A 25,078-nucleotide genomic window follows, 5' to 3' on the forward strand; every position below is an offset into this window, starting at 1 on the left:
GAATTTAAATTTGGATGCAATTATTCCAAAGAAACAGGTCAGATATTGGGAATGATTGCATCAAATTTATTCTAAATTACGGTGGAATGAATTGTATTGTAAAAAAATGACCCTATTTAAGTGGAACGTGATTTTGTTGTTTCTCTTGATTCATGTGGTAGACTGTTGGGCTAAGACCAGAAAATGCATGAAAATCGTGGATGAAATGGGCCTGATCATAATAACCGCAAGTTAACGCAAATGTTGTCCAATCAATTTGCTCTCCATCATTAATGAGCTGAAGTACATTCTGAAAACGTTGGATGCGGTAAAATTGTTTGGGTGTCATTCCCACTTCTTCCTTGAATACCTGAATAAAACGGCGTGAACTCAAACTAATTTGATCAGTCACATCAGCAATTTTTAACTGATAAGGGAAATCCTGAAATTTCTTTAACGCGAAGACAACTGCTGGATGAAGAGCTGAGGCTTGATTTATCATCTCCAATAAGTAATGTTCAAGAACTCTAAATTTGGCAGCTGGCATTTCAACTTCAAGAAGCTGATCTCGCATTTCGACCGCTTTTGCCCCCCAAAGTGTTTCTAGAGATACGTGCCTATTATATAATTCATTGGCTGATATATTAAGAAATGGAAAAGCACCACCTGGCTTAAAGTGAATCCCTATTGTGGAAGCTTGACATGCTGTGTCGATAACAGTAAAATCTGAATGCGGTCCAGAAATCACGCTCCCACGAAAACTTTTGAATCGGTCCTGATTCTTTTGATCGTATACCTTTATCAAGTCCTCTTCTAGATTGATAACTAATTCCATAGAGCCGTCTGGAAGGACGCGTTCCATTTCATGAGGCGGCTTATAACTTTTGTAATACCAAAAAATATTTATAAAATTCGACAAGGGAGGCGGGGGGTGGTAGGTTTGAAAAACAACCATAGCAATCACTACCTTTAATTTATTCTAAAAAGCACCATTATTGTTGGCTTGAAATAAAATTTCGATCAACAATGTCATTTAAATCCTTATTTTTTAGGGTATTCGGATTATTTGGTAGAAAAGGACTTATAATTAACCCTTTTCCATTTTCTTAATAAGTGTAGAAAAATCAAGTTGCCTGTTATGACGTGATAACAGGACTTTTTATTTTACAAACTTATCTTACTGATAAATAATATTATTAAATACCTTCACCCTTATAAAAGGAATTTGTAAGTTTCAACCCTTCTTCTCATCGACCACATTTGCTCTCTCCATAATTTCCTGTACTATTGAACCTTTTGCATCCGCATAGTCTTGGACGTGTTTCCATTTACGGTGAGCTAAGTTACGCTTTACGTTTGCATACTTATCTCGATCGGAATGGTTAATTCTTAGCCAATTGCGAAACCGCAACATTCGGTCTATCTCAGATGAGCCTTTACTAAATACGTGTAAATTAATATCTGTATCGGGGCCTTTAAAAAGTCGGTGTTGAAACCAATCTGGTTCTCGAATACGTAAAGTGTAGCCGGCTTCCTCCAAGTCAGGAACATAAGCACTTTCGTCAGCAGAATCCTTCACAACCAATAGAATATCAATAATTGGCTTAGCACATAAACCTGGCACTGAAGTTGATCCAACGTGCTCCAATTGAAGTACTTTTTTACCAAGTATGGAATAAATTCTTTTAGCCTCTCGGTCAAATAACTTCGGCCATTTCGGATCATAGTCAAGGAGCGTAATTTGTGCATTGTGAGATTTTAGCTCTCCAACCATTACTTCTTGCAGTTTTTCTTCATTTTTAGATTTTAAATTATCGTGCATCAAAGTCAATTAAATCTCCCTCCAATAGCATTCAAACGTACCGCACTTTTCAACATACCACCCATGGAAATATATCTAGCCACTTCAAGATAAACAATATGGTAGATAATGCTCATCCATAATGTTCCTGTATACTTTTTATATAGCTGTAGAGCAATTCCAAAAGTAAAGAGAAGTATAAAATAATCTATAGTTATTGTAAATGGCTCATCAAAGAATATTGACGCCAATGCCATCACTGTATGTAATCGGCAAACAAATGAAGATTAACGGTTGCAAAATCAATTCAATTGACTTTCATTACAGAGTGTTTCTAAATGATAACGGATTACTTCCTTCACCTTTTCTGGAGAGTAGACATCAGGTCTTAACAGAGCATGAATGGACAATCCATCAATTAATGCCGCTAGCCTACTTTTTTCTAATTTTACATTAGTTGAATCAGATAAAATCCCTTTTAGGACTAATATCTCAATCATTGAATTTGCTAATTCATATGTACCGTTAGTCATTTCATCTTTCTTTTCTTTTAATGTATCACTTGTAAGTGACTGAAGTGCAAGAATCCACCAAACACTCGTTTCGATTTTCTTTTCTTCATCAATTGGTACAAGCTCCAATAAAACCTCTTCGACAGCCTGCAATGGATTTTCTGACCAACTTTTACTTTGAGATCGTTTTTTACCTTCTTCCAGATAATAATCCATGATAAATAATAACATTTCATCCTTAGTTGAAAAATAATGTCTTAACGCTCCAGCAGACATGCCTGCTTCAATCGCAACTCTTCTTATGGAGGCTTTTTCTGTTCCCTCTTTCTTAATTATATTCCAAGCGGCTTCAGCAATTGACTTTCTCTTTTTTTCATGATTAACAATCCTTGGCATAAAAATCACTTCCTTTTATTAACACAGTGTGTTATTATATTTTTAACACAGTGTGTTATTTAAATTATAACATATAAAAAGGGGGGACTCTACATTTGATTGAAAGTATTGAAGCATTGATGCCTTCTTCATCAATAGACACATCGATAGCTTTGCTAATTATTTCTATTTGCGCATTAATTGATATATTAAGTCCTGGTGTACTTGCTGTAACAGCTTATTTATTATTGACACAGCCTAATCAATTATCTTCTCGCTTGCTTGTTTTTTTATTTATTACGCAGTTTGGCTACTTCGTAGTGGGCTTATTCCTATACTTTGGTGGAGATTCACTATTGAAAGGAATTGGAAAATTATCTGAATTTGACTTTATCAATTGGTTTTATCTCCTTTTTGGAGCAGTTATGGCTCTAATTAGCTTCTGTAAACCAAATGATAATACAAAAAAACGTTTAATTTCATTTATACCCCAAAAAACAACGATGAAAGGGATGATCATGTTAGGTATCATTGTTTTTCTAATTGAATTTGTAACTGCTTTGCCTTACTTTTATTCCATTTTGTTAATGAATCACCTAACAATTGAGCCTTCCTCTTCTATCTTTATTATAATTGGCTACAATCTTGTAATGGTGCTTCCTTCTCTTCTTTTGTTAGGGGTTAATATTATGTTTAAAGAGAGACTGCAACAATTTCTAAATAAAATTAGATCAAAATTAAATGAAGCTCCGATTTCCTCACTCTTGGTAGCGATAGGAGTAGTAGGTGCGGTTTTTTTCAACATCGGTCTTAGAGGCATATTAAATTAAAAAATTATTAATGAGGTGTTCATCATGAAAGAAATTATCAGTGGACTTGGTCTACTTTTCGTTATACAGGGAGTAGGCGGATTAATCAATCATTTGACTAATGGTGGAAAAAGTTGGTTTTTGGTAAATTATATTGATGCGTTTCAGGGATTTGAAATTGTTATGGACATTATATTTATTGTAGTTGGCGGGATCATAAGTTTAGCCTCTTGGAAAATAGGCGGATCAACTAAAAGTGAAAATTAAAATATAGAGCAAATAGGACGGATTATACATAGCCGTCCAGCTTGGCGGATGCTCCGTTGAGATATATTTTTAAATATTAATAGGGGGAACATAAGAATTATGATGAATTCAAGACATATAGGGAGCTCGTCTCTCCAAAAGGAAGGTCGGTTATACTTTATTGATAACCTAAGGGCAGCTCTTACAATGTTAGTAGTGCTACATCATTTAGTGTATTTTTCCATCTATAACGAAGTATTATCACAAGGGTCTATTGGGGTTGTTATGGGCCTTCTATTCCTTGCTTTTAATCAGACTTTTTTCATGGGGACGTTTTTTCTTATTTCCGGATATTTTGTTCCTTCATCTTTTGAACGTAATGGAGCGACCCGATTTATCAAAGATAGATTCATCCGGTTCCTAGTCCCGTTTATCTTCTACGTTCTCATTCTTAGCCAATTTCAATCAATTGAAGCCTATATACTTAACCAGGAGCCATTTACATGGCAAACCTATTTTTCACATTTAACCTATGGCCCGATGTGGTACGTCGAGCTACTTTTCGTATTCGTTTGTTTATACGCAGTCTGGGCGAAGTTTATGAGTAAAAATAAGCTATCAGTAGTTCGTCAGAGTACGCCACCCACCTACAAGATGTTTACCTTCTTTGTCATGATATTAGCAGTAGGATACTTCATCATAAGACTGTGGGTCCCTGCTCTTGATTTACCCGGTGGATCTCCCGGGGTTCAATCATTTGTTGGACTTTTTACAGCAAGCGGCTATGATCTCCCACAATATGTCGGGCTATTCATTTTGGGCATCATCGCTTACCAACGCAATTGGTTTCGAAATACTCCTGATTCTATGGGTAGAGCGGGTTTTGGAATTGCAATTGGAGCATCGATTCTTCTCCTTCCCTTAGTCTTGATATTTGGGGTAGACGGATTACAGTTTTCAGGCGGCTGGAACTGGACATCTTTGGTTTATTCTCTTTGGGAAGCTCTATTTTGTGTTGGCATCATTCTCGGATTAATCATATTCTTTCGCAAAAGAGTTTTTCATCAAGGAAAAGGTTGGAGCTTCTTGTCAACCCATTCCTTCGTGATTTACATCATTCATATACCGATTATCGCTATTGTTATGGCTGGATTGAAGGTCATCCACTTTCCACCATCTTTCATGTTTCTAGCTATGATTCTGATCACGATTCCACTTTGCTTCTTGTTAGGTTATATAATTCGACAGATTCCCTTTGTGTCAAAGATTCTTTAGGGATGGTGAGTTTTAAAGAAAAAAGAGGATACGACGATAACCATATCTGCCCTTATGCTTCTCAAAAATAGAACTAATGAGCCTTTTCTACTTTGGATTTTTATCTGAGTGCTTAAAAGTATTAATTTTATAATAATAAGTGTTACGTGGAATACCGGCAATTTTGAGTAATGCCTTCACAGGATAATCGTGCCTTAGCTCATATACTACTTTTACTTTTTGTCGTATTTTGTTTTCTTCTTGAACTAAGGCTTTCAACTTTTTCAAATAGAATTTTCCATTTAATAATATGTATAAATTTTTACTCCCACCTGGCTTATGTTCAGTTGGGCTTTTTTGTATTTAATGAATATTTTTTAAAATATTGCTCTTATTTTTGGCATTTCATAAAAAATCTTGTTGAAGGTTATGAAAGGGGAAATCATCACCCACCTTTGCAGTTGCGAAGGGAGAGGAAATGCATGATAGAACCAGATCGTACCGAGTGGCAAGTTCGCTGTGCATTTAATGCTTTTTGTAAACGTGTATTGAAGAATGAAGCAATTAATATTTTCAACGAAAGACAACAACGACAAGCAAAGGAGATGACATTTTCTGATCTCACACCACAAGAAGAAAATCAACTCTATACCTTAGATCAGCAATATGAAGGAGAAGAAGGACAAAGTTTTCAAGTGGTTGGAAAGAAAATAACTCCGAAATTACTCGCTGAAGCGTTGCGTACTTTGCCAATAGAAAAGCGTAAGACAGTCCTACTATACTATTTTTTTGATAAATCAGATGTAGAAATAGCCGAACTACTAGAGATTCCTCGTAGTACGGTTCAGTATAGACGGACAAGCTCTTTTAAAAGGTTAAAGCGATTTTTGGAGGAACATGCAGATGACTGGGATGATTGATGCTAACACAAAAGACAACGAATGTGGCTTATTACCGTATCCAATTATTTTAGCTGCAAATAAGGGTGATCCAGAAGCGATGAATTACGTTATTTTGCATTATGGAAGCTATATCGCAAGTTTGTCTATGCGTAAACTTTATGATGAGCGTGGTAATACGTATTGGGGCATTGATGTAGACACACATGATCGTTTACGTTCGAAGCTTATGCAGGGCATTTTAGCTTTCAAGATTTGATTACATGGTTAAGTTTTCCCTTTCACATATATTGTTCTTTGACAAAGAAAGCACAGAAGATAACGCTTTGCAGTATAAACTAAAAAATCAGATACATTTTACTGATGACGAGCCACTTGATTCATACGCCATGACTTTCGTTAGAAACGAGCGATAATCTATGAATCTAATGCAATCGTGGTGGATTGTTGGCGATAACCCATCAGTCAGGATAATGATACTCCCCTATCGTCATGGCTCGAGCGTTCAAAGCGTCGCAAGCTATGAGTAGGGCTGGAAGAAATACTTGCAGGGGTGAAATTCCCGTGGAGCTGTACCAACAGCCGTCTGATTTTTGACTTTCAATTTAGCAAGACAAATTACAGTAACCATCAAGTTATGACAATAGAACCTTTTTATTTTAGTGCAAGGGTCAAATTCACGCAACGTATTAGAATTAGTTTTATAGACGCGATATAATAATAGACAGATATCAAATAGCATATCCTAGTCTATGGAAAGGAGTTCATATGGTTACCGTCACTAAAAAAGACTTGATAGCGCTAGGTTATGGTCCCTCTTTTTCAGCTGATATTATTAGAGAGTGTAAAAAATTAATGATATCAAAAGGGCACACGTATTATCAATCTAAAAAGTTAGATCGTGTTCCTAAAGAAGCTGTAGAGGAAGTATTAGGGATAACTTTAGATGTGTGATTTGTACTTCTTGCACTAATTGCGTAAGGAGTGAAATCATGACTAAAGATATCGTCAAAAAAGCAAAGAACGGAACTTATTATTTTAGGGCAAATTTAGGATATCACCCCATCACTGGCAAGCAAATTCAGAAGTACCGCAGTGGTTTTAAAACTAAAAAAGAAGCAAGGGAAGAATATTCAAGGTTACTACTTACAAAACCAGATGCACTAGAAGAAAAGCAAGATGACGTTTTATTCCAACATTTTATTGAAGATATTTTCTTACCTTGGTACAAAACACAAGTAAAAAGAAGAACGTACGATAATCGATTACCGACTGTAAGAAAACATTTCACTTTTTTTAATAACTTAATCACAACGGAAATTACCCCGATCCATGTTCAAAAATGGCAATTAGCATTATCTAAAAAGAAGTATCGTTCTTCTTATATTAGAAATGTTCAAGGGTTGTTTTCTATGGCAATGGATCGAGCTGTTGTTTTAGGACTAGCTGAAAATAATCCATCGAAAATTGTAGGTAATGTGAAGAAAACAAAGACCAAAATAGACTTTTGGACAAAAGCAGAATTTGAAAAGGTCATCTCTCTTTTCTATAAAGAAGATTATTATCAACATTTTTTATTTATTTCATTGTGGTTTTTATTTATGACAGGCATGCGAATTGGAGAAGCCACTGCGATTCAATGGGAAGATATTGACTTTGACAAAGGTCTGTTATCTATCGATAAAACACTTTACTATAAGAATTTGGATAACTATTCTTTTGTAGAACCAAAAACAAAGGCTAGTGTTCGTCATATTGCATTAGATGGAGATACACTAACGTTACTCAGCGAATGGAAGGACGTGCAGCAATCTGTCGTTCAAACCAATTTTGTAATGAGCTATAATGGTATCCCCACACAAAAGCATACGTTAGCGAATGCCATTACACGTTTTTCAAAAAAAGCTGGGGTTCATCGAATTAGATTACATGCTTTAAGACATTCTCACGCTTCTTTGCTTATTAGTATGGGCGAAAACCCATTAATCATTAAAGACCGCCTAGGACATGAAGATATTGAAACGACACTTGGCACCTACGGACATTTGTATCCTAACAGTAACTTTGAAGTAGCCCATAAATTAGAAGGTATTATGTCTTACCAAACAGCAACAGAAAATGAAGATACTTCACCCAAGAATCAATTCACTGCTCGTTACCTGCGTAAAGGTTTAAAAACAAATAATGCAATAACAATGCAATGAAAATAGAGTAAAGAGCCGAAACCCTTATAAACAAAGGGGTTTCAGCTCTCCGACAACTACTCCCACTCAATCGTCGCAGGCGGTTTCGACGTAATGTCGTAAACGACGCGATTGACGTTGTCGACTTCATTTACGATACGCACTGAAATTTTCTCGAGCACATCCCATGGAATGCGCGCCCAATCGGCGGTCATACCGTCGATCGAAGTAACGGCGCGGATGCCGACGGTATAAGAATAGGTGCGCACATCGCCCATTACGCCGACGCTCTTCATGTTCGGCAAGGCGGTGAAATATTGCCAGATTTCCTGATCCAATCCGGCGTTCGCGATCTCTTCGCGCAAAATCGCATCCGAATCGCGCACAATTTGCAGCTTGTCCTCCGTTACTTCGCCCAATACGCGAATCGCAAGTCCCGGTCCCGGGAACGGCTGGCGCCAAACGATCGCACGCGGCAAGCCGAGCTCTTCGCCTACCTTGCGCACTTCGTCTTTAAACAAGGCGCTCAGCGGTTCGACCAGCTTGAATTCCATATCTTCCGGCAGTCCGCCGACGTTATGATGCGACTTGATCGTATGAGCCGTTGCCGTGCCGCTCTCAACGATATCGGTATACAACGTCCCTTGCGCCAAGAAGTCGAATTTGCCCAATTTTTTCGATTCGTCGTCGAAACAGTATATAAATTCGTTGCCGATAATTTTCCGTTTTTGTTCCGGATCGGATACGCCCGCCAATTTGGACAGGAAGCGATCGCGCGCATCGATTTTGACGACTTTCATGTCGAATTTGCCGACGAACGTGTCCATGACGCCCTCGGCTTCCCCTTTGCGCAGCAAGCCGTGATCGATGAACATGCAAGTCAATTGGTCGCCGATCGCTCTATGGACGAGCATGGCCACTACGGAAGAATCGACGCCGCCGCTTAACGCGCACAGCACTTTGCTGTCGCCGACCTGTTCGCGAATCTCGCGTATGGTATCCTCGATGAACGTTTCCATGCTCCAGTTGCCCGCACAACCGCAAATTTCGTACAGGAAATTGCGGATCATTTCATTGCCTTTGACGGAATGGCGCACTTCGGGATGGAACTGCACCGCGTACAGTTTTTTCTCCCGATGGCTCATGGCCGCAACAGGCGCATGTTCCGTACTGGCGTCGATTTCAAATCCGGACGGCGGATCCACGACGAGATCGCTATGGCTCATCCATACGGTTTGCTTGCCTTCCAGCCCGCGCGCGAGATGGCAGTCGGCGGTGAATTCCACCTCCGCTTTTCCGTATTCGCGTTTATTCGCCCGTTCGACTTTGCCCTGCAATTGGTGGGACATCAACTGCATCCCGTAACAAATGCCGAGAATCGGCACGCCCAAATCGTATACGGCCGGATCGACATGCGGCGCATTCTCTTCATATACGCTGGAAGGGCCTCCGGAGAATACGATCCCTTTCGGCGCAAGCTCGCGAATGCGTTCCACCGGCGTATTGTACGGCAACAGCTCGCTATATACCCCTAAATCCCGAATCCTTCTTGCGATGAGTTGGTTATATTGTCCCCCGAAATCGAGAACAACGATGATTTCATTTGGCTTGTTCATTATCCGTGCGCCTCCCTCAATTCATGAAGTTAATTATACGAAACGACAAAACCCAACGTCAAGGCAAGTTCGGTCCGACCGGTCGCCGCCGCGCGCGGCCAATCTTTTCCGTCTATTATTCGACAAAACGGAAGATGCGATACTTGGGAAAGCATATCACTGAATATCGTTCAAATTTTGCTGAATTAATTCGGTTTGTTTACGTCTTGATGCCGACGTACGGCGCGGAACATCCAGGAGGCGCCGTCTTGTCGCACGATCGCAGCCCGCGAAATCGAAAGCGATTTTTTCCATATCGTAAACGAGCCGCACCAATCGTCCCTTCTCGCGTTCATCTTCGAGCGTTAGACGCTCCACGTATTCGCGCATCGTCATATGAGGGCCCTTATCTCCGTATTGCCGGGCCATCCGGGCCCAGATGAGCAGCGCGACTCGGCGCAATCGATTCGGATCTCCTCCGGTTCGGCCATACTGCCGCATTGCCCATTTCAACTGCCAATCGATTCGATAATGCGACATGACAAACCAGACGATTCCGACGGTTAGAATGACCGCAAGGACAATCGCCGCAATCGGTCCGCTTGCCCGTACGCCGCCGTCCCATATCGGTCGCGACCATTCGGCCGCTTGGAGCAACGAGGCGTATCCCGTTCGCGCCAGGCTGCGAATCCATTCCGCGCTCCGCCAATGCGATCCGTCTTGCGCAGCGGAAACTGTCCGGTTCGGCGCCGAGACGACGGACGGAGCCGAAGCGGTTACGGCGCCGGAAGGCTCGCCGGCTTGAACGCCGAATCCCGGCGTCGGTTCGAACGGAAGCCAGCCGACTCCATCGAAATATACTTCTACCCAAGCATGCGCGTCCCGGGCGCGAACGGTATATAAGTTAGCGTTGTCCCCGCTTCGTTCGCCCGGCGCAAACCCTTTAACCCAACGGGCCGGAATCCCTTGCGTCCGCAGCATGACGACCATTGCGGTCGAGAAGTGGTTGCAATACCCCCGTTGTTGCTCGAACAAAAAATGGTCGACAAAGTCAGCCCCTTTGGGCGGCACTTTCGTGTCGTTCATCGAATATTCGTAATGTTCCCGCAAATATCGCTCGATCGCTTCGACTTGCTCGATTCTGCTCGCTCCCGCCTCGGCTGTAATTCGTTCCGCAAGCTCCGCTACCCTCGCCGGCAGTTCCGGCGGCAACTGCAAATACGTCTCGCGAATCTCGCTCGGATCGTCTCCGTCCATCAAACGAAGCCGATCGGCCGGAACGTTCGGCATACGTACTTCCAGCTCGTATTGCAACAAATCGCCCGTTCTTGCATTGGCGGGCATTCGTGCCGTTATCGCAGCAGCGTCGATTTGAACCAAGTCCGGAATGTCGGCGGATGGATTCGCATATTGCAGCCGCTTGATCCGCTCGATCGTACCTCCGGCAAGCAAAGGCATGCCGCTCTTGGCCGCCTCATCCGACAGCGTCACCTTTTGGGAAATCGTATCTCCCTGCCGCTCGCTGTCAGCAAGCCGTTCGCCGAATATCGTTCCGCGCCAATCGGTACCTGTCCAATGGGTTCGCGGCTGCGACCAGCCGCGTCCGTTATAGACGCTTTTGCTTTCGCCGCGCCAGTACGCGGGTACCGGCGATTCCGCCGTAAACAGCACCGTATCGACCGGTGCGATACGCGCCCCAAGTTCGCTGTCGTCCTTGCTGTATCCTGTCGCGCCTACGGATGAACCGGGAGAGGCCGCCCATTCTCTCGCTCCCAGCCATTCGGCCGCCTGAGAACCAAACGTCCGGCTTACCCAATCTCCGAAGCTCGCTTTCTCGACTTGCCACGAAACCGGGTGAATCCCGGAATTGGCCTGCGACGCTGCCGACAGACCGATTCCTACGAATAATGCGATGACGGCAAAACTGCCGGCGATCCAGGAGACGGGCCATCCATTGCCTTGCCCCAGCGAGTACGGTGTCGTTCCCCGCGTGAAAGCTCCCATCCCGGATACTGCTTCGCCGTGCCGGAAGGATCGTTCGGCAAACGCCGCGACCGGCATTTGTTCCAATTTCACGTAACGCAGCAGCGCAAGCAGAGACAACCCGATTGCCGCCGTGCGCACGAGCCCGTTATTCGTGTCCAATCCGAGCCACCATTGCAGCGCCACCAAATAAACGGCCGTTGCCGCGACAAAGAACAATCCCCGTTGCCTCGAGAGCGCTAACGATTGCACGGAAGAGGCCACCATCGCCCAACCGATCAATAGGAGTAATGTCCGCCCTTCCGAGCTTATGCGTTCCATCCGGAACGAAACGATCAATCGCCGCCCATCCTGTATCAACGTATCCGCGATCTGGATCAACCCTTGCGGCCACGACGCCATATCTCTGTGAAAAAACAGCAGAAGCATCGCCACACATACTGCGCTATGCAGCAGCAATGCCGAATACCAGCGAAGAGGCAGCAATCCGATGATCAAGAAGCTAGCGATCGCGATAAAAATCGGCTTCACTTCATATAATTCGGTCGCCTCAACCATCCGGTACAACGGATACAGCCATTCCGCGAACAATAAAAACAACAGAAGCGACAGCAAAGCGTTTCTTGCGAACCGGCTAGGCGCTGACATCGCTCATCCCGCCTCTCGCCTGCATACTTGCATACGCTTCGGTTACCACCCGAACTTTCACGCCAAGCTCCAACAGCTTCCCGGCCCATTCGTGATGCCGGAGCCAATCGTCGCGATCCGCCTGTTCCTTCCGTTCTCCTGCGATCCAGAACAGTTCCGGCTGAAGGCCTTTCCGCAGCATGCTTTGGACCGCGATGCAGGTCGTCTCGTCCATATGCGAAGTAACGATCGCAATGTTCGCGCCTCTCCGGTTCAACTCGCATTCCCGCTCCAACAAGCCGGCAACATGGCCGCGGCCGTCCGCCTCCACTTCCGCCAAACAATTCAACGTTTCGGGAGCAAGCTCGCCCCTTACGTTGCGCAGCGTATATTGTCCCCGATGATGGCATACGAAACTGTATTGGGCGCCGGCGGCCGACAATTGGTGCAGCAATGTCGCCGCACACGATACCGCCGTTTCGAAACGCCGGCGTTCCAAGCCACCATCCTCGGACGCGTCAAGCACGACGCACACGGTTTCCGCCGTTTCTGTTTCCGGCAAACGAGTTTGCCAACGCTGGAGTTTGGCGGAATTTTTCCAATGGATTTGTTTCCACGGATCCCCGGGCACATAGTCCCGAATTAGCGCGCCATAGCCTTGCGGTTCCGCGTTCGGCTTGACCGAGGCGAAACGAACCTGATCTGTCTGCGTCCCGCCCGACTGTTGCCGGACTAACGGAAGCAGCGAAGGGTAAACGATCATCTGCCCGCCGGTTTCGACTGTCCTTTTTTTCGTAACGAATCCGAATACATCTCCCGTTTCCAATTCAAGCTTCCCGAATTGATACAGCCCCCTGTCAATCCCATGGATCCGGTAACTCATTGTGATTTGCGATTGAAACCATGGAAACAAGACGGTGCGAAATTGTCCGCCGAATCGTTCCCTCGCGTCGTCCCCGCTCGACCAGCGATCCGTTACAGCCAGCCAAAGGACCGGAATCCACGAAAGTCCGAATGCGACGTTCAACGTTACGACGACATCGTCGCCGGATCGATAGCTTTCCCGATCGAAAACACGCTCGAAACGCACCCGTTTCAGCGCAAAACCTTGAATAAGCGCCCCGCTGACAATGACGCAGCAAACGATGAAAAACAAGAACCATTCCGCCGTCCCGCCTCGCCACGAGGCCGCCGCGAAGCATAAACCCAATACGCCGAAGCCAACCGCCCATTTGCCGATCCGTCTCATCGATGCCTCGCACCCGCTTCGCCGCGAAACATCGGAACAGGGAGCGTATTCATCAATTGGCGCACAATTTCCTCGGACCGCTTGCCCGCCATTCTCGCTTGCGGCTTCAGTACCAGGCGATGCGCCAGCACCGGGACGGCCATGGCCTTCACATCGTCAGGCACGACATAAGTGCGTCCCCGTGCGTAAGCTTGCGCTTGCGCGACCCGCATCCAAGCGAGCGAAGCGCGGGGACTGGCCCCGAGCGCCAAATCGGGATGCGTGCGCGTCGTTTGGGCGGCCGTTACGATATATTGCTTGATCGCTTCATCCACATGTACTGATCGCACTTCACGCTGCATGCGCGCAAGCTCGTCCGCCAGCAGCACCGGCTTAATCGTTTCGAGCGGATGCTGTTCCTGCAAACGGGTCAATATTTCCGTTTCCTGCTCCGCGCTCGGGTAACCGAGCGAAATTCGCAGCATAAACCGGTCGAGCTGCGCCTCAGGCAAACGATACGTCCCTTCGAAATCGAACGGATTTTGCGTAGCGAGCAGCACGAACGGCTCCGGCAACGGCCGCGTTACTCCGTCCACCGTCACGCGCCGTTCCTCCATCGCTTCAAGCAGCGCCGATTGCGTCCGCGCCGTCGCCCGGTTGATTTCGTCGGCCAACACCAGATTGGCCATAATCGGGCCTTGGCGAAATTCAAATTCAAGCGTTTGCGGATTATACACCGACACCCCGGTAATATCGGTCGGCATCACGTCGGACGTAAACTGGATCCGTTGAAACGTACAGCCCATCGTTTGCGCCAGCGCGCGGGCCAGCATCGTTTTGCCGACTCCCGGCACGTCTTCAATGAGCACATGGCCGCCGCACAGCATGGCCACGACCGTCTGCACGATGTTCTCTCTTTTTCCTACTATGACTCTTTCAACGCGCGATACCGCTCTTTCAATCAATTCAATAGGCCGTTCGTAAAATGATAACGAAGTTTGAGAAATCATATAGCGAAACCTCCATTCCCATAACAAGAAATGTTTGATAGATGAATCTATCATTATAGTTTCGCCAGAAACCGAGAGATTTAGAACAATTCACACTAAAAAAGCGTTCTAGAGCAAATATCAGTGATTATGTTGCTCTTTATAACATTTTAAGCGTAGGGAGAGGAAGCAGCAGACGCTCGCGGAAACATCCGACAGACCGACCGATTCCACCGAGCAACGTAGCCGACAACCTATCGAGCCGAGCGATTGGCGGGGCAGACAAATCCTCGACTCATCACTTACGCCGACGCAGCTGTTTAAGACCAAACAGCCGTTTGCGATCGATGCATCGGTTACCGGTCAAATCCAATATTCGAGATCGATGCATCATGTTAACGAATCAAACCAGCCGATCCGGATCGATGTCATCCGCTTAGCCGATCAAACCGGGCGATCAAGATGGTACAGGTTTCGATAACGCGGATACCGCTCCATAAGTTCGGCATGCGTTCCTCTCATTTCAATCTTGCCGCCCTCGACAAAAATGACTTCATCCATTCGCTCCGCCCCGACCAGATGATGGGTAATCCAGATCAGCGACTTGCCTTCAATTGTCTCAAAAATGGTGGCGAGCAGCTCTTTTTCCGTACGCGGGTCGAGTCCGACCGTCGGCTCGTCCAAAATGACGACGGGCGTATCCTGCAATAGCACACGAGCCAACGCAATCCGCTGCCGTTCGCCGCCGGAGAAGCGCTGCCCCGTTTCTTGCATCGGCGTCCGGTAACCGTCCGGCAACGATTCAATCAGCGCATCCAGCCGGACTTGCTTCGCCACCCGGCGAATATCTTCGTCCGAAGCGTCCCCTTTGCCGAGCCGGATATTATTCGCGACCGTCGTATCGAACAGGTGCGGGCTTTGGTTCAACACGCTAATCACGCGCGGAATATAATTGCCATAGGCGACCGCATTGACGCCGTTAATTGTAACAGAGCCTTGCTCGGGAACGACAGCTCCCTGAATCAGACGAAGAAGTGTCGATTTGCCGGCGCCGCTGCGGCCGATTACCGCAACCTTCTTGCCCTGCGGCAGTTCCAGGGACAGATCGTCGACGGTCCATGGCCCCCCGGCATCATACCGGTAGCGCACCCGATCCAACCGAATATGCGCGAACTCGGACGCCAACCGGACCGTTTCCTCTGCCGCCGCCGGCTGGCCGGCAATTTGCCGCTCCTCAGCCCCAGCCGTCGACGCCCGATCCCCCGCATCGCTTATATTCGCCAGCCGCTGCAGCGATTCTTGATATTGCGGAATTTTCTCGATCGCCTCCGAAACGGGCAGGAAAGCGTCCATGACCGGGAACACGACGAGAGTGAACGCGGCGATCAGCGTTGCCGCGATCTCCCCTTCGGCGTATCGCCCTCCCGCCCAATATACGACAGAAAGCACAGCGATGCCGACCACACATTGGGAGATAAGGAATCTCCATCTGGCGAAGCTTTTCAAAGCGCCGTCGATCGCCAACACCTCGGCTTCATCCCTCTCGTACGATTGAACGAACTGCGAAGAACGGCCGCTAATGACCCAGTCGCTCATGCCAAGCACGGCATCGGTCAGCTTCCGATAAAGACCGTTTCTGCCTCTATTCATCTGACGCTGCTTCGCTTGTGTAAACCATAGCGAAATAACCGGCATCATAAAAACGAGAACAGAAACGTACAGCGCCATCAGAAGCGCAAACGCCCAATCGAACCAACCTAAAGCGGCAATCACGATTACATACGAAACGACAGCCACAACGCTCGGAAACACGGTACGCAAGTATACGTTTTGCAAATGTTCGATATCGTCGGCCAACACACCCAGAATATCGCCCGTACGAAAGCGCGAGCGAACGAACAGCGCCTGCGGCTCCAAAATACGGTACAACCGCACGCGCATCTTGGAGAGAATACGCAGCACCGCATCGTGACCCACAAGCCGCTCGATGTAATGCACAGCCGCCCGGCCGATCCCGAAGGTTCGCACCAGGACGATCGGCACGTAGACCATTAAAATATTTTCCGGACGCATCGCGGATTTGGAAATCAGATAGCCGGAAGTGAACATCAGCGAACCGGCGCACAGAACGGTCAGCACGCCCAGTGCCGCTATGACCGCAAAGCGTCCGTAATGAGTCCTTATATAAGGGCGAAGCCATTCTTCCCGTTTCACTCGATTCCCTCCCGTTGCGACGCAATCATGTCGTAATAGATGCCTTTATGCGCAAGCAACTGCTCATGCGTGCCGGTCTCCGCCACCTTCCCCTTGTCCAACACGATAATCCAATCCATGTCGCGCATCCAGTGCAAGCGGTGGGTAGCCAGGAAGACCAGTTTATTCTCGAACAAAGACAGCATCGTTTCCTTCAACTCGTACTCCGTTTCTATGTCCAGGTGAGCGGTCGGCTCATCCAGCAGAATGATCGGACGGTCGCTTAAAAATGCGCGAGCGAGCGCGACCCGCTGCTCTTGGCCGCCGCTCAGCCGGCGTCCGCCGCTGCCGATCGTTTCATCGACGCCGCGCGGTAAATTGCCGACCAATGCGGACAAGCCGGCGGCGTCGAGCGCCCGCTTCACCGCTTCGTCCGGCGCATCCGGATAGTAGAAACGGATATTATCCTTCAACGAACAGCTAAAAATGTAAGGATGCTGCGGGATATAAGTCGTTTGTTTCCGCCACTCCTCAGCGGTTAACGCCTCCATCGCTTGTCCGTTCAATACGAATTCACCGGACGTCGGGTGCAGGAAGCCGGCCAACACATCGATCAATGTCGACTTGCCGGCGCCGCTTTCTCCGATGATCCCAATTTTCTGCCGACCGTTAATGTCAAACGATACGTCTTGCAGAGAAGCCGTACCCTCTTGCTCATGGCAAACCGAAACGCCAGACAGCACAAGCGAGCTTTCCTTTGTCCGGACAAAGGACGGCGGCAACGCCGACAAAGGCGCAATAGGCGCCGACGGAGCGGCGTCCCGGTCGATGACGGCACGGATCGCTTTCCCGGCCTCTTTGCCGTTTAACGTAGCGTGATAATCCGCTCCCACCATACGGACGGGCAGGAAGTATTCCGGCGCCAAAATAAGCACGGTCAATCCCGTAACCAGTTCCATGTTGCCGTTTACTAAACGAAGACCCAAACTAACGGCTACCGAAGCGACGGAAAGCATCGTGAAGAAATCGAGCGAGAAGGAAGACAGGAAGGCGACGCGAAGCGTGCGCATAGTCGCCGAACGGTACTTGTCGCTCACTCGGCCGATCGTGCCGCTATGTGCGCGGCTCCGTCCGAGAAACTTCAGCGTTTCCAATCCGCGCAGCGAATCGACGAAATGATTCGATAGCACTCGGTAGGATTCCCACTGCCGATCCATCTGCTTGCGCGCGGCCAGACCGACCAGAATGAGAAAGGCGATGAGGATCGGCATCGTCACGACGAGAATGACGCCCGAAGCGACGTCTAGCGTAAAGATATAAATCGCCAGGAGGATCGGCGTAATCGCCGTTCCGAGCATGCGAGGGAGAAACAATTCCAAATACGTGCGGAACTGGGATATGCCTTCGAGCACAAGCGTCACCAAATTCCCGGTTCCCTCCGATTTGGCGAATCTCGGCCCCAATTCGAATAGCTTATTCATCATTTGCTTGCGCAAACCGGTACCTGTCGCTTCCGCGAAGCGGTACGCCACTTTCTGTTGAATCAAGGCCGAGATTTGACGGACGAGAAATGCAAACAGGAACAGCACCATTTTGCCGGTTTGTTCCTGTAGGGGTTCTCCGGCAAAAAGGGCGGAAATGACTTCCGCCAACCACTTCGCCAGAAATATAATGGAAACGCTCTGTACCAGGGCAATCAAGGCTAATATCGCCAGAACCTGCTTTACCCCTTTGTATCCAAGCAAATTTTTATCCATTAGTATTCAAGATGTCCCTTCTCATGTACACGTTTATGGAAAACAAAATAACTCCAAATTTGATAACCCAAGACGAAAGGAAGCAAAGTTAAGGCCACAATGGTCATGACTTTAAGCGAATAAGCACCCGACGCCGCATTGTGTATCGTCAAGTTGAACGCGCTGTCGATCGAACTGATCATGACCCGCGGGAACAAACCGACGAACACGGAGGCGACGGCCAACGCGATGACGGTGCCCGTCATGGCGAAAGCCCAACCGTCTCTTTTCTTGGAGTTGAACGCTCCCGCCATAATATAGGCCGCCACGCCGCAGACGGCAATGACAACCAGAATGGCTCCCCGTACTTTAAACACATCCGTCATAAAGTAAGTCATTGCCCCGAACACGACAAGCAAAGCGGCAAGCGGAATCAACAACCGTCTGGCCATGCTGCGCGCGCGTTCTTGCAAGCTTCCGACCGTACGCAGCGTCGTGAACATCAATCCGTGCACCAGGCACAGCAGCGCAACGGCAATGCCGCCGACGAGCGTATAGAGATTGACCATATCGAACAGCCCGGCTTTCATCTCCATCTGCTGGTCGATTGGCAAGCCTTTGAGCAATCCGGCAAATACGACGCCGAACAGGAACGGCGGCAGCAAGCTGCCAAGGAATATAACGATATCCCACGTCTTCTTCCAACGTTCGTTCTCCACTTTGCCCCTGAATTCAAAGGCCACCCCGCGGCCGATCAAGGCAAGCAGCACGACGACAAGCGGAGCGTAGAAGCCGCTGAACAACGTAGCGTACCAGTGCGGGAAGGCCGCGAACATCGCACCGCCCGCCGTCAGCAGCCAAACTTCGTTGGCATCCCAGAACGGACCGATCGAATTAATCAATACGCGGCGTTCTCCGTCGGTTTTCGCGAGCAGTCTCGTTGACATCCCAACGCCGAAATCAAATCCTTCCAGGAAGAAAAAGCCGATAAACAATACCGCGACAAGTATGAACCAAAGCTCATTTAGAGAAAGCATGGTTTACCTCCCCATCGAACGGATCGATAGAATGCGCTTCGTTCTTATCCACCGCATTCGGACCCTTCTTGATGACACGTACAAACAAGGATATCATTACGATTAATAAAATCGTATAAATTGTGGAAAACGACAGTAACGAGAATAGAACTTCTCCGGAAGTGACGCTAGGCGAAATGCTGTCCTCCGTGCGCATGAGCCCGAAGACGGTCCAAGGTTGTCGACCGATCTCGGTCATAATCCAACCGGATGCATTGGCGATATGCGGCAGGAAAATGCCGAAGACCATAAGTCTCATAAACCACTTGTTGGGCCTGTCCAGTTTTTTCTTCATCGCCAAATATAAACCGTACATGCCGAGCAATATCATAAGCGATCCGGCCGCCACCATTATGCGGAAACTCCAAAATGTCGTCCGTACCGGAGGAATATAGTTGCCCTGTCCGTACGTTTGCTCGTATTCCGCTTGCAGCTCCTTCATGCCGCGCACCTCTCCCGAGAACTTACTATAAGACAAGAAGCTGAGCAGGTAAGGGATTTTGAGTTCCATCTTATTCTCTTGCTTATCCGGATCGATGGCCGCAATGACGGTCCAAGGGGCCGGGTCTTCGCTATTGTCCCACAAGCTCTCGGCCGCCGCCATCTTCATCGGTTGCGTATGAACCAAATATTGCGCTTGTTGGTGTCCGTAAATAGCGACTAAGAAAGAGGATATTAAAGCGACAATAACGCCGAGTTTAAACGATTTTTTGAAAAATTCGACATCTTGCTTTTTCAAAATCTTCCAAGCGCTAACCCCCGTGATCAGGAATGCGCCTGTCGCAAATGCGCCAAAGACCGTATGCGGAAACTCGACAAGCACTTGACCGTTCGTAATTAACGCGAAAAAGTCGTTCATTTCCGCTCGGCCGTTATTGACCGCAAAACCGACCGGTCTTTGCATAAACGAGTTCGCCACCAAGATCCAGAAAGCGGATATGGTCGTTCCGGCGGCTACGAGCCAAATGCAGGCCAAATGAACCTTCTTGGACAAACGGTCCCAACCGAAGATCCACAACCCGATAAAGGTCGATTCCATAAAGAAGGCCAACAAAGCCTCGATCGCCAGCGGCGCGCCGAACACGTCCCCGACGAACCGGGAATAGTCGGACCAGTTCATGCCGAACTGAAATTCCTGGATAATCCCCGTCACAACCCCTACGGCAAAGTTAATTAAAAATAGCTTTCCCCAAAACTTCGCCATTTTCTTATATTCTTCTTTGCCTTTGACGACATACATCGTTTCCATTATCGCGATAAGCAGCGCCAACCCGATTGACAATGGCACGAAGAAGAAGTGAAAAATCGTCGTCGACGCGAACTGGATGCGTGACAGTATAACCGTATCCATTGGTTTATTCTTCCACCTTTCTCTCGTTGTTTCTGTCAAACATTATGTCAGATAGATCAATATGGGATTGTGATATTTATCACGTTTTAAAATACCGCGGTGACTAAAATCCGAACTTTCCGTTAAACGTCACACAATCGTAATGGATTAAGCAAAAATGATTGCCGATCGCATTCAAAAAGTTGAGATTTCATCAGCGAGCGGTGAAGCAACGAGCGACGGAGTGGGGATTCGAGTGGCCGAGCGGCGGCAAGACGCCGAGCGGCAAGCGCGGACGGCTTCATAATGAAGCCGTCCGCAAAAAGCTCATTATTAAAAGCAGTAGAAACAACCTTTGAAAATTACAAGAAATATTGCCAACTAATCATTGAAATCCTTGAAGACGTCATTAAGAAAGCGAGTAAGAAAATCACAACACTTATTAAAATGCAACTCAACGTTATTAAATAACATTTTAAAAAATATGGTTTGTTCCATTTGTTTGCAAAGCTAGCGAGATTTAGACGGTCATTTCAAAACGACTTCCCGCTTCGTTTCCGTCAATGTATAGTCCGCGACTTGCCGGTTCATCATTTCCGCCAAATTCCGCACCGAAATATACGTCGTTCCGTCCGTCAGCCACATGGATGATTGGAAGCTTCGCGGCTCCTTGCGCGGCTCGGATACCGTCACTTTTCCCGAAGCCGACTCCAGCACGATGCTCGATCCGCCGAGCCTGATTTCCGCTTTTTTGGACTCCGGGCTCCAGCGTACCGTTCCGCCGAACCGTTCTACGGCCGCCCTCAGTTGTACGTAATAGCTTCGTTCAAACTGTTTGTATTCGTTATTTTGCAACGAGACCGTATCTTTCCCGTTAATAATATGGAGCGGCAATTCCGGCTGCTTCTGGGTCGATGTCAGCACGGCGGCGTTGGCGGAGACGTGTTCCTTCAGCCAAGCTTCGGAAGGCTGCGCGCGGTTCCATTTGATTTTCGAAGCGACGCCGAACTGAATTGGCTTCACGTCGGGCGTGAGCGGCGCAAATTGATATCCTTTGTCCTTGTAATAACGGATAATGTCCGGCAAGGCCTTCACCGTTTCCTCATGTCCGCCGCCGTCATGCATCAGGACGATGACATCCCCTTTGATGTTTTCGGCTTTGGCGCCCTTCTTGATCTCGGATGCGGGTACGTTTCTGCGTTTCGAGTCGCCGCTGTCGACGTTCCAGTCGTAGACGAGGTAACCGCCTTGCTCCAAGTAGGAGAAATAGCCTTCGTCAAAATTGGTGTACGTCCCTCCCGGCGCGCGAATCATCGACGGCCTGATGCCCGCGATCGAATCGAGAATGTCTTCCGTCTTTTTTATTTGCCGCCAAAACTCGCGAAAATCGGAATAAAGCTGTTTGTAGTTATGATTATACGTATGGTTACCGATGCTGTGTCCCTCGTTAACGATACGTGTAATAAGCTCAGGCCGCGCTTCGGCTTGCTCGCCAAGCACGAAAAAGGTCGCCAAAACATTTTCCTTGGCCAAAATATCGAGCACCGTTGAAGTGTTTTTGCTCGGTCCGTCGTCAAAAGTTAAATAAACGGTCGGCTGATCCTCTTGCTGCTGCTCGGCGGATCCTGCATAAGAAACGGGAACGAACGATCCGAATCCCGCTCCTGACAAAAGCGCAAAACAAAAAATAAAATAAATCCATTTTGGAAGAACGAAACGAAGCGCCATATTTTGCTACCTCCAATTTTCTCTATGAAATGTTATTTGCTAGAGTATATGGAGGAGCATGAAAGACTATGACTAAGGAAATATAATATTAGAAATAGATTTTGGGTGGGGAGATGGATTTCTTGCATCATATTGAGCAATTGTTTCACGATTACGGGTATTATGTGCTTTTTTTCGGATTGCTGTTGGAATTTATCGCCCTCCCCTTCCCTGGAGAAACGACGATGGCATATGCGGGGTATTTGTCCTACGAAGGGCATCTGCTGTGGCCGGCGCTCATGGCAGTCGCATTTATAGGAACGACGATCGGCATGACCATTACGTATTATGTCGGCTATAAGTTGGGGATGCCGTTTATCCGGCGTTATGGCAAGTGGGTGCTGCTAAGTCCGGCCAAAATGGAGAAAACGGAAAAATGGTTCGAAAAATACGGGAACAGCCTTATTTTCATCGGTTATTTTATTCCGGGCATCCGCCATTTCACCGGCTATTTCTCCGGCATTATCCGTCTTCCGTTCCGCAAATTCGCGATGTACGCTTATTCGGGGGCGTTATTTTGGGTCATTATTTTCATTTCAATCGGCAAGCTGTTCGGACCGCATTGGGCGGTTGCTTTTCAAGTATTCGAGAAATATGCGATGAAAACGATCGTTGCCGCGTGCATTCTTCTCGCAGTCTATTTGATTTTTCGTTTTCGGAAGCCGATAATGAAGCTGTGGAATAAACGGATAGGCAATCGGAAACAAAACTAGCAACTTGGAGTCGTCCGTCCTTCATAGGCAATTTCCCTTCATCGGACTCACTCCGGAAAGGAATGATAGAAATGCGAACATTAGTTAGATTTTTTGGCAAATTGTTGGCCTTTATGATTAGTATCATCATCATTATCGCCATTGCGGCATACTTCTATATTCGCCCGACCGAGGCTGTCGGCTGGCCGCAGCAAATCGAAGTCTCCCTCATGGACCGCGTGAAAGGAATGGTTCAAGACCGGGCGCCGGTCTTGCATCTGAAGGAGGAAGAGATCAATTCGTTGGCGGCTGCCTATATGCAGGAGACGGAGCCGTACCGCTCTTACATCGGCGAAGGCAAAATAACCGGATTGCGCATGCGTCTGGATCAGGATACGATAGAAGCTTCCGTCAAGATCGAACCGGTCTTGATGGTGCAGGCCGTAGCCAAGGTTACGTATCGGTTGGAATGGCATGAAGACGAGCAGTTGATCCGCGCGGTTCCGGAATTGACGAAAATTAAAGATCTTACCGTTCCGCAAGACTGGTTCGCGTTGAAGCCGATCGAAATTCCGCTCGCGTCGGAACTTCCCGCTTGGGTCAAGGTGAAAAGCGTAGATTTCGGCGCCGACGGTTGGAAGTTCACGCTTGGATTGAATTTATAAGGTACGAGAAAACCGCTGGGGCAGTTAGCTCCAGCGGTTTGTTTAGCTCCAAATCGTACCGTTAATTTGTACGTTTGCCTCGATTAAATCCTCATGAACGGTAAAAACTACCGTTAATTTCCCGCAGATCGGCATTTTCACCGAGCTTGCCGGAAATTAGCTCCACGAAATACCGTTAGCCTGGTCCTTCCACTCAATTAGGACAAATTAACGGTAGCATTTCCCGCTAATGGATAACGAGTCTGCCTTCGATCCCGGAAAAAACGTCTACCGCTCTGCCCTCGGAAGCCGAATCGCCCGCATGGAGCGTCCGGCAACGGCCCGCCCACCGCCGGTCGTGCGGCCGCATGTATGGATCGTCCGGTAACGATCCGGCAGCCGCCTGTCCGCCGGTCCTCCCGCCGCCGGCCGCACGCGTAGATCGCCTTCTGCTTTCGGCGCGTTATTTCGCCGCTTCCAGCACCATCTTCGTATGTCCTTCCACTTTCACGTCGCGCCATTCCTTCAGCAGCTTGCCTTGCTCGTCGATGAGAAAGGTAGATCTCTCTACGCCTTCGGAGCCGTCTTTCGCCCGCCATACGCCGAACATGTCGCAAACTTCGTGATTCGTGTCCGCCAGAAGCAGAAACGGCAAATTGTACGTTTCGATAAATTTCTCATGGGACGGCAAGTCGTCCGGGCTGATGCCCAGCACAACGGTATTGCTGTTCGTAAACTCTTCATGCGCGTCGCGGAAATCTCCCGCTTCGATCGTACAACCCGGCGTCATGTCTTTCGGATAAAAATAGACAACGACTTTCTTCCCGCGATAATCGCTTAACGCCACCGTCTTGCCGTTCGACGCCGGCAGCCGGAAATCGGGGACCGGCTGTCCCACCGCTACTTGCGCTTGCGCCTGTGCCATCTTCCATCGACTCCTCTACTTGGATTTTGATCGAGAAAACCTACAAATGCGCGTTCAAAAAGTTGGCTTTACAGCACCGAGAAGGTTGCGAGAACCCTTGGCCCATGCTTCCGAAGCGAGTTTTGCTACGAAAAACTTTCAGGAGGAGCGGAGTGTAGGCAAAACCTACATGAGCACCTGCAATGTTTCCGGAGGAAACATCCTTCGTAAGCATACGCTCTTCGAGGGTGAACGC

Annotated in this window: 26 protein-coding genes; 10 read left to right on the top strand and 16 right to left on the bottom strand. The window is 47.7% G+C overall.

Going from position 1 to position 25,078, the window contains the following annotated elements; all coding sequences use genetic code 11:
- Positions 1-112 precede the first annotated feature (112 nt).
- The 4 genes from LQ229_RS06400 to LQ229_RS06415 form a co-directional block, all read right to left on the bottom strand.
- Positions 113-934: a helix-turn-helix domain-containing protein gene (locus LQ229_RS06400; RefSeq protein ID WP_010097527.1), complete on the bottom strand. Its 822-nt coding sequence runs from the start codon at positions 932-934 to the stop codon at positions 113-115.
- 279 nt (positions 935-1,213) lie between these two features.
- Entirely contained in the window at positions 1,214-1,801 is a 588-nt protein-coding gene (locus LQ229_RS06405) for a GrpB family protein (protein WP_230191306.1), read from the bottom strand.
- Positions 1,802-1,806: 5 nt separating this feature from the next.
- Positions 1,807-2,040 carry a hypothetical protein gene (locus tag LQ229_RS06410; RefSeq protein WP_206270236.1) on the bottom strand — a complete coding sequence of 78 codons (234 nt, stop codon included), beginning with the start codon at positions 2,038-2,040 and terminating at the stop codon, positions 1,807-1,809.
- 42 nt (positions 2,041-2,082) lie between these two features.
- On the bottom strand, positions 2,083-2,688 hold the full coding sequence (locus tag LQ229_RS06415) for a TetR/AcrR family transcriptional regulator (protein WP_010097529.1): 606 nt from the start codon (positions 2,686-2,688) through the stop codon (positions 2,083-2,085).
- A 95-nt stretch (positions 2,689-2,783) separates the two neighbouring features.
- On the opposite strand from LQ229_RS06415, the gene LQ229_RS06420 reads away from it, so the two are divergent.
- The 3 genes from LQ229_RS06420 (at position 2,784) to LQ229_RS06430 (ending at position 4,997) form a co-directional block, all read left to right on the top strand.
- Positions 2,784-3,497: a GAP family protein gene (locus LQ229_RS06420; protein WP_164217503.1), complete on the top strand. Its 714-nt coding sequence runs from the start codon at positions 2,784-2,786 to the stop codon at positions 3,495-3,497.
- A gap of 24 nt (positions 3,498-3,521) precedes the next feature.
- Positions 3,522-3,743: a hypothetical protein gene (locus LQ229_RS06425; RefSeq protein WP_077735380.1), complete on the top strand. Its 222-nt coding sequence runs from the start codon at positions 3,522-3,524 to the stop codon at positions 3,741-3,743.
- A 99-nt stretch (positions 3,744-3,842) separates the two neighbouring features.
- Complete coding sequence (locus LQ229_RS06430; RefSeq protein WP_230191213.1) at positions 3,843-4,997, top strand: acyltransferase family protein; 1,155 nt, start codon at positions 3,843-3,845, stop codon at positions 4,995-4,997.
- Positions 4,998-5,084: 87 nt separating this feature from the next.
- On the opposite strand, the gene LQ229_RS06435 is transcribed toward LQ229_RS06430, so the two are convergent.
- Positions 5,085-5,264 carry a hypothetical protein gene (locus tag LQ229_RS06435; RefSeq protein ID WP_230191214.1) on the bottom strand — a complete coding sequence of 60 codons (180 nt, stop codon included), beginning with the start codon at positions 5,262-5,264 and terminating at the stop codon, positions 5,085-5,087.
- A gap of 194 nt (positions 5,265-5,458) precedes the next feature.
- Here LQ229_RS06435 and LQ229_RS06440 point away from each other — a divergent pair, with 194 nt between their 5' ends.
- The 4 genes from LQ229_RS06440 (at position 5,459) to LQ229_RS06455 (ending at position 8,079) form a co-directional block, all read left to right on the top strand.
- Positions 5,459-5,896 (top strand): sigma factor-like helix-turn-helix DNA-binding protein, encoded by a 438-nt coding sequence (locus LQ229_RS06440; RefSeq protein WP_149472855.1) that lies wholly within the window; start codon positions 5,459-5,461, stop codon positions 5,894-5,896.
- A complete protein-coding gene (locus LQ229_RS06445) occupies positions 5,880-6,134 on the top strand; it encodes a helix-turn-helix domain-containing protein (protein ID WP_050349793.1) in 255 nt (84 codons plus the stop codon). Before LQ229_RS06440 ends, LQ229_RS06445 begins: the two co-directional genes overlap by 17 nt.
- 509 nt (positions 6,135-6,643) lie before the next feature.
- A complete protein-coding gene (locus LQ229_RS06450; protein WP_018709270.1) occupies positions 6,644-6,829 on the top strand; it encodes a DUF3173 domain-containing protein in 186 nt (61 codons plus the stop codon).
- A 38-nt stretch (positions 6,830-6,867) separates the two neighbouring features.
- The gene (locus tag LQ229_RS06455) at positions 6,868-8,079 is read left to right on the top strand and encodes a tyrosine-type recombinase/integrase (protein WP_230191215.1); all 1,212 of its coding nucleotides are present in this window, start codon (positions 6,868-6,870) and stop codon (positions 8,077-8,079) included.
- Positions 8,080-8,135: 56 nt separating this feature from the next.
- Here LQ229_RS06455 and guaA read toward each other — a convergent pair whose 3' ends face one another.
- The 8 genes from guaA to LQ229_RS06495 all read right to left on the bottom strand — a co-directional run bounded on the left by guaA (position 8,136) and on the right by LQ229_RS06495 (position 20,836).
- Entirely contained in the window at positions 8,136-9,674 is a 1,539-nt protein-coding gene (gene guaA, locus LQ229_RS06460; RefSeq protein ID WP_230191216.1) for a glutamine-hydrolyzing GMP synthase, read from the bottom strand.
- Between the two features lie 156 nt (positions 9,675-9,830).
- Entirely contained in the window at positions 9,831-12,284 is a 2,454-nt protein-coding gene (locus LQ229_RS06465; RefSeq protein WP_230191217.1) for a transglutaminase domain-containing protein, read from the bottom strand.
- Positions 12,271-13,512, bottom strand: coding sequence for a DUF58 domain-containing protein (locus LQ229_RS06470; RefSeq protein ID WP_230191218.1), 1,242 nt, complete (start codon positions 13,510-13,512; stop codon positions 12,271-12,273). Before LQ229_RS06470 ends, LQ229_RS06465 begins: the two co-directional genes overlap by 14 nt.
- Positions 13,509-14,501 (bottom strand): MoxR family ATPase, encoded by a 993-nt coding sequence (locus LQ229_RS06475; RefSeq protein ID WP_230191219.1) that lies wholly within the window; start codon positions 14,499-14,501, stop codon positions 13,509-13,511. The genes LQ229_RS06470 and LQ229_RS06475 overlap by 4 nt, the downstream gene beginning before the upstream one ends.
- A gap of 423 nt (positions 14,502-14,924) precedes the next feature.
- Positions 14,925-16,694, bottom strand: coding sequence for a thiol reductant ABC exporter subunit CydC (gene cydC / locus LQ229_RS06480; protein ID WP_230191220.1), 1,770 nt, complete (start codon positions 16,692-16,694; stop codon positions 14,925-14,927).
- Entirely contained in the window at positions 16,691-18,430 is a 1,740-nt protein-coding gene (cydD, locus tag LQ229_RS06485; protein ID WP_230191221.1) for a thiol reductant ABC exporter subunit CydD, read from the bottom strand. Before cydD ends, cydC begins: the two co-directional genes overlap by 4 nt.
- Positions 18,430-19,446 (bottom strand): cytochrome d ubiquinol oxidase subunit II, encoded by a 1,017-nt coding sequence (gene cydB / locus LQ229_RS06490; protein WP_230191222.1) that lies wholly within the window; start codon positions 19,444-19,446, stop codon positions 18,430-18,432. Before cydB ends, cydD begins: the two co-directional genes overlap by 1 nt.
- Positions 19,430-20,836, bottom strand: a complete 1,407-nt coding sequence (locus tag LQ229_RS06495; protein WP_216539008.1) for a cytochrome ubiquinol oxidase subunit I — start codon at positions 20,834-20,836, stop codon at positions 19,430-19,432. The genes cydB and LQ229_RS06495 overlap by 17 nt, the downstream gene beginning before the upstream one ends.
- A gap of 203 nt (positions 20,837-21,039) precedes the next feature.
- Between LQ229_RS06495 and LQ229_RS27090 the strand changes: the two genes are divergently transcribed.
- Positions 21,040-21,174: a hypothetical protein gene (locus tag LQ229_RS27090; protein ID WP_290370021.1), complete on the top strand. Its 135-nt coding sequence runs from the start codon at positions 21,040-21,042 to the stop codon at positions 21,172-21,174.
- A 169-nt stretch (positions 21,175-21,343) separates the two neighbouring features.
- On the opposite strand, the gene LQ229_RS06500 is transcribed toward LQ229_RS27090, so the two are convergent.
- Entirely contained in the window at positions 21,344-22,543 is a 1,200-nt protein-coding gene (locus LQ229_RS06500) for a polysaccharide deacetylase (protein ID WP_230191223.1), read from the bottom strand.
- A gap of 113 nt (positions 22,544-22,656) precedes the next feature.
- On the opposite strand from LQ229_RS06500, the gene LQ229_RS06505 reads away from it, so the two are divergent.
- Positions 22,657-23,295, top strand: coding sequence for a DedA family protein (locus tag LQ229_RS06505; RefSeq protein ID WP_216539010.1), 639 nt, complete (start codon positions 22,657-22,659; stop codon positions 23,293-23,295).
- Between the two features lie 113 nt (positions 23,296-23,408).
- Positions 23,409-23,939 carry a hypothetical protein gene (locus LQ229_RS06510; RefSeq protein WP_230191307.1) on the top strand — a complete coding sequence of 177 codons (531 nt, stop codon included), beginning with the start codon at positions 23,409-23,411 and terminating at the stop codon, positions 23,937-23,939.
- A 267-nt stretch (positions 23,940-24,206) separates the two neighbouring features.
- On the opposite strand, the gene LQ229_RS06515 is transcribed toward LQ229_RS06510, so the two are convergent.
- Positions 24,207-24,353: a hypothetical protein gene (locus LQ229_RS06515; protein ID WP_230191224.1), complete on the bottom strand. Its 147-nt coding sequence runs from the start codon at positions 24,351-24,353 to the stop codon at positions 24,207-24,209.
- A 28-nt stretch (positions 24,354-24,381) separates the two neighbouring features.
- Positions 24,382-24,843, bottom strand: a complete 462-nt coding sequence (gene bcp, locus LQ229_RS06520) for a thioredoxin-dependent thiol peroxidase (RefSeq protein ID WP_230191225.1) — start codon at positions 24,841-24,843, stop codon at positions 24,382-24,384.
- Positions 24,844-25,078 lie beyond the last annotated feature (235 nt).

It is taken from the genome of Paenibacillus sp. CECT 9249 (assembly GCF_918697855.1).
GTDB lineage: Bacteria > Bacillota > Bacilli > Paenibacillales > Paenibacillaceae > MSJ-34.

Coding starts and splice junctions, on each gene's coding strand:
- LQ229_RS06400 (WP_010097527.1), bottom strand. CDS start 934: ATGGTTGTTTTTCAAACCTACCACCCCCCGCCTCCCTTGTCGAATTTT.
- LQ229_RS06405 (WP_230191306.1), bottom strand. CDS start 1,801: ATGCACGATAATTTAAAATCTAAAAATGAAGAAAAACTGCAAGAAGTA.
- LQ229_RS06415 (WP_010097529.1), bottom strand. CDS start 2,688: ATGCCAAGGATTGTTAATCATGAAAAAAAGAGAAAGTCAATTGCTGAA.
- LQ229_RS06425 (WP_077735380.1), top strand. CDS start 3,522: ATGAAAGAAATTATCAGTGGACTTGGTCTACTTTTCGTTATACAGGGA.
- LQ229_RS06430 (WP_230191213.1), top strand. CDS start 3,843: ATGATGAATTCAAGACATATAGGGAGCTCGTCTCTCCAAAAGGAAGGT.
- LQ229_RS06440 (WP_149472855.1), top strand. CDS start 5,459: ATGATAGAACCAGATCGTACCGAGTGGCAAGTTCGCTGTGCATTTAAT.
- LQ229_RS06445 (WP_050349793.1), top strand. CDS start 5,880: ATGACTGGGATGATTGATGCTAACACAAAAGACAACGAATGTGGCTTA.
- LQ229_RS06450 (WP_018709270.1), top strand. CDS start 6,644: ATGGTTACCGTCACTAAAAAAGACTTGATAGCGCTAGGTTATGGTCCC.
- LQ229_RS06455 (WP_230191215.1), top strand. CDS start 6,868: ATGACTAAAGATATCGTCAAAAAAGCAAAGAACGGAACTTATTATTTT.
- guaA (WP_230191216.1), bottom strand. CDS start 9,674: ATGAACAAGCCAAATGAAATCATCGTTGTTCTCGATTTCGGGGGACAA.
- LQ229_RS06465 (WP_230191217.1), bottom strand. CDS start 12,284: ATGTCAGCGCCTAGCCGGTTCGCAAGAAACGCTTTGCTGTCGCTTCTG.
- LQ229_RS06470 (WP_230191218.1), bottom strand. CDS start 13,512: ATGAGACGGATCGGCAAATGGGCGGTTGGCTTCGGCGTATTGGGTTTA.
- LQ229_RS06475 (WP_230191219.1), bottom strand. CDS start 14,501: ATGATTTCTCAAACTTCGTTATCATTTTACGAACGGCCTATTGAATTG.
- cydD (WP_230191221.1), bottom strand. CDS start 18,430: ATGGATAAAAATTTGCTTGGATACAAAGGGGTAAAGCAGGTTCTGGCG.
- cydB (WP_230191222.1), bottom strand. CDS start 19,446: ATGCTTTCTCTAAATGAGCTTTGGTTCATACTTGTCGCGGTATTGTTT.
- LQ229_RS06495 (WP_216539008.1), bottom strand. CDS start 20,836: ATGGATACGGTTATACTGTCACGCATCCAGTTCGCGTCGACGACGATT.
- LQ229_RS06500 (WP_230191223.1), bottom strand. CDS start 22,543: ATGGCGCTTCGTTTCGTTCTTCCAAAATGGATTTATTTTATTTTTTGT.
- LQ229_RS06505 (WP_216539010.1), top strand. CDS start 22,657: ATGGATTTCTTGCATCATATTGAGCAATTGTTTCACGATTACGGGTAT.
- LQ229_RS06510 (WP_230191307.1), top strand. CDS start 23,409: ATGATTAGTATCATCATCATTATCGCCATTGCGGCATACTTCTATATT.
- bcp (WP_230191225.1), bottom strand. CDS start 24,843: ATGGCACAGGCGCAAGCGCAAGTAGCGGTGGGACAGCCGGTCCCCGAT.